This is a genomic window from Pseudomonadota bacterium, assembly GCA_038533575.1.
Taxonomy (GTDB): domain Bacteria; phylum Pseudomonadota; class Alphaproteobacteria; order Rhodobacterales; family Rhodobacteraceae; genus Shimia_B.
On sequence record JBCAYL010000012.1, the window covers coordinates 1 to 2,568 of the forward strand.

Consider the following 2,568-nt stretch of genomic DNA (forward strand, 5'->3'; position numbering starts at 1 on the left):
GTTGTGGCCGCGGCAGCCTGGGTGCGATTCCCAGTTTCGGCAGCGTTTTTTTTTTTGGTGCATTGCAGACGGGTAAAAAAAAAAAAAACGGCATGAAGCTAGAGGGATTCGAACCCCCAACCTTTGGGTCTGGAATCCAACGCGCTGCCATTGCGCCATAGCTTCTGCCGACATTGCATTTCGACATTGGCTGTCTTGTAGAATCACAAGGTTGTCAGACTGAGTAGAAACTAGCTGGGCCGACATAAGTATCAGCGCCGGTAGTACAGTGATAGTATACGTCCCTGCCACGGACGAGACCCGAGTTTGATTCTCGGCCGGCGCACATTACTTTTGCGTGTGTGTTTGTTTTTTTCCCCAGCCTGCCGCTCTCAGTGTGCTGGGGCAGCCCTGGAGACCCCCGGCACGGCAACATGGCCGAGTGGTTAAGGCGAGTGATTAGAAATCACTTGGAAGAAATTCCGCGGGAGTTCGAATCTCTCTGTTGTCGGTCGTTTTGTACCCTTTTTTGGCCCATTTTGGGGGGGGGGGGAGGGCTCCGCCACGCGCACGGATCCGAGGTGCTCGTGGCGCAATGGACAGCGCATCAGACTTCGAATCTGGGGGTTGCGGGTTCGAATCCCGTCGAGCATGTTTTTCAGTGAATCCCCTGTTGTGGGCCGTTGGTCTAGTGGTATGATTCTCGCTTTGGGTGCGAGAGGTCGCGGGTTCAATTCCCGCACAGCCCCTAAAGTTTTGTTCCAGCATGCCGCGCTGCACTGGAGCCATAAGCGTAAGCTAACGGAGCGGAGAGCGCCGGTTAAGGTCCACAGTGGTGCCTGAACGGAACCTCTCACGAGGTCATCCGCAAAAATTGGAACGATACAGAGAAGATTAGCATGGCCCCTGCGCAAGGATGACACGCACAAATCGAGAATGTATCACTTTTGTTTTCTGCCCTGTCGGCTGGCCCATGAAGTTGTGGTGGGATTCCGACGCACCGTGTACGTGGTCCTATAGTGTAATGGTCATCACTAAGGACTCTGAATCCTTCGATCCGGGTTCAAGTCCCGGTAGGACCTTATTTTTGTTGTTTTTGCGCCTTTTGGGTGGTCGGTGCGACTGTCAACGCGCCAGCAGCGGAGCTCCATGCCTGAATGCCCGAGAGGTCTAAGGGGGCAGACTTAAGATCTGCTGGGCTTCTGTCCGCGTGGGTTCGAACCCCACTTCAGGCACGGTGTCGTCCCAGTGGCCAAATGGACAAGGCGTCGGTTTCCGGAGCCGAAGACTGTGGGTTCGAGTCCCATCTGGGATGACGGATTTTTCTGTCCATTGTGCAATTTTTGGCGCTGTGCAACCTCCTGCCCATGATACTGGCAGATTGATAACTCCAGTAGCTTAGAGGCAGAGCACCGGTCTTATGAGCCGGGGGTCGCGGGTTCGATCCCCGCCAGGAGTATTATGAGCGCTTGTAGTGTAATGGTTATCATTGATGCTTCCCAAGCATTAGATCCGGGTTCAATTCCCGGCAGGCGCACGAAAACTTTTTATAGTCAAAATGATTTTGTCTTGTTGGGGTAACAGTTTCTACGATTTGCACTATGTATGCCCATGTAGCTCAGTTGGGAGAGCGTCAGACTGAAGATCTGAAGGTCCTTGGTTCAATCCCGAGCGTGGGCAGCGTAGCTCTGGTAGCTCAGTTTGGTAGAGCATGGGTCTAATAAGCCCAGGGTCGGGGGTTCGAGTCCCTCCTGGAGCATTTTTTTCATTGGCTGGTTAGTTGTGTCCCCAACAAAAATAAAATGGTCCTTAGTAGCTCTCGGACCCTTTCATACAGGCCCCGTTGGCGCAATTGAACAGCGCGTCAGACTTCTAATCTGAAGGTTGTGGGTTTGAGTCCCACACGGGGTATTATTTTTTTGTCGCAAATGAATACGGCTAGGTTGAAAAAAGAAATATTTTAGCACCCCCAGTGGGACTCGAACCCACAATCTCACCCTTAGGAGGGGTGCGCCTTGTCCATTAGGCCATGGGGGCTTGATATTTAGTTGGCAAAGCAGTTCCGCTAAGCTGCGGCCTACCAATCGGGCCCTGAACCAGAGTAGAGGCATAGACCTTTTGTCGGCCGTTGGTTTAATGGTGTGATTCTCGATTCAGGTAGAAGAGGGCATGGGTTCAACTCTCGCACGGTCCAGTTGGTTTTTCATATTCCATTAATTGTTTGCCGATTGAATTAGAAAAACTACTTGGGGTCAGGGTTTTGTGTTTTTTTTTATTGCTGCAAATTTTTTGATTTGTTGTTTTTTTGGTGTGTCTTAAAAAAAACAGAGGCATTATTCGCACCGAGGCTCGAACTCGGGACCTCTCGCGTGTGAGGCGAGCGTCATAACCAACTAGACCATGCGAACAAGTAGCCTCCAACGAGGATCGAACTCGTGACCTTCTCCTTACGAAGGAGATGCTCTGCCAACTGAGCTATAGAGGCATAATTGATGAGACCCCGATAGTTGGTTACCAAAAACAAAACAAAATTGTTACTGATACCCGCCAATAATATAATGCGGAGGGTGCAAGAAACAAAAAGCGTGG

General features: G+C 51.1%; 16 tRNA genes. 12 read left to right on the top strand and 4 right to left on the bottom strand.

Annotated elements, in window-relative coordinates:
• Positions 1 to 93: 93 nt before the first annotated feature.
• A tRNA-Trp gene (locus tag AAFM92_16695) sits at positions 94 to 165 on the bottom strand.
• Positions 166 to 254: 89 nt separating this feature from the next.
• On the opposite strand from AAFM92_16695, the gene AAFM92_16700 reads away from it, so the two are divergent.
• The 12 genes from AAFM92_16700 to AAFM92_16755 all read left to right on the top strand — a co-directional run bounded on the left by AAFM92_16700 (position 255) and on the right by AAFM92_16755 (position 1,890).
• Positions 255 to 325, top strand: a tRNA-Gly gene (locus tag AAFM92_16700).
• Positions 326 to 407: 82 nt separating this feature from the next.
• Positions 408 to 490 (top strand) — tRNA-Ser (locus tag AAFM92_16705).
• Between the two features lie 70 nt (positions 491 to 560).
• Positions 561 to 633, top strand: a tRNA-Arg gene (locus AAFM92_16710).
• Between the two features lie 23 nt (positions 634 to 656).
• Positions 657 to 728, top strand: a tRNA-Pro gene (locus AAFM92_16715).
• Positions 729 to 989: 261 nt separating this feature from the next.
• Positions 990 to 1,061: transfer RNA gene (locus AAFM92_16720), tRNA-Gln, on the top strand.
• Positions 1,062 to 1,130: 69 nt separating this feature from the next.
• Positions 1,131 to 1,214: transfer RNA gene (locus AAFM92_16725), tRNA-Leu, on the top strand.
• A gap of 7 nt (positions 1,215 to 1,221) precedes the next feature.
• A tRNA-Arg gene (locus tag AAFM92_16730) sits at positions 1,222 to 1,294 on the top strand.
• 72 nt (positions 1,295 to 1,366) lie between these two features.
• Positions 1,367 to 1,438 (top strand) — tRNA-Ile (locus AAFM92_16735).
• A 6-nt stretch (positions 1,439 to 1,444) separates the two neighbouring features.
• Positions 1,445 to 1,516: transfer RNA gene (locus AAFM92_16740), tRNA-Gly, on the top strand.
• A gap of 70 nt (positions 1,517 to 1,586) precedes the next feature.
• Positions 1,587 to 1,659: transfer RNA gene (locus AAFM92_16745), tRNA-Phe, on the top strand.
• A 5-nt stretch (positions 1,660 to 1,664) separates the two neighbouring features.
• Positions 1,665 to 1,738 (top strand) — tRNA-Ile (locus AAFM92_16750).
• A 78-nt stretch (positions 1,739 to 1,816) separates the two neighbouring features.
• Positions 1,817 to 1,890: transfer RNA gene (locus AAFM92_16755), tRNA-Arg, on the top strand.
• A 53-nt stretch (positions 1,891 to 1,943) separates the two neighbouring features.
• On the opposite strand, the gene AAFM92_16760 is transcribed toward AAFM92_16755, so the two are convergent.
• The 3 genes from AAFM92_16760 to AAFM92_16770 form a co-directional block, all read right to left on the bottom strand.
• A tRNA-Arg gene (locus AAFM92_16760) sits at positions 1,944 to 2,016 on the bottom strand.
• 297 nt (positions 2,017 to 2,313) lie between these two features.
• Positions 2,314 to 2,387, bottom strand: a tRNA-Val gene (locus tag AAFM92_16765).
• A gap of 4 nt (positions 2,388 to 2,391) precedes the next feature.
• Positions 2,392 to 2,464: transfer RNA gene (locus AAFM92_16770), tRNA-Thr, on the bottom strand.
• Between the last annotated feature and the right edge of the window lie 104 nt (positions 2,465 to 2,568).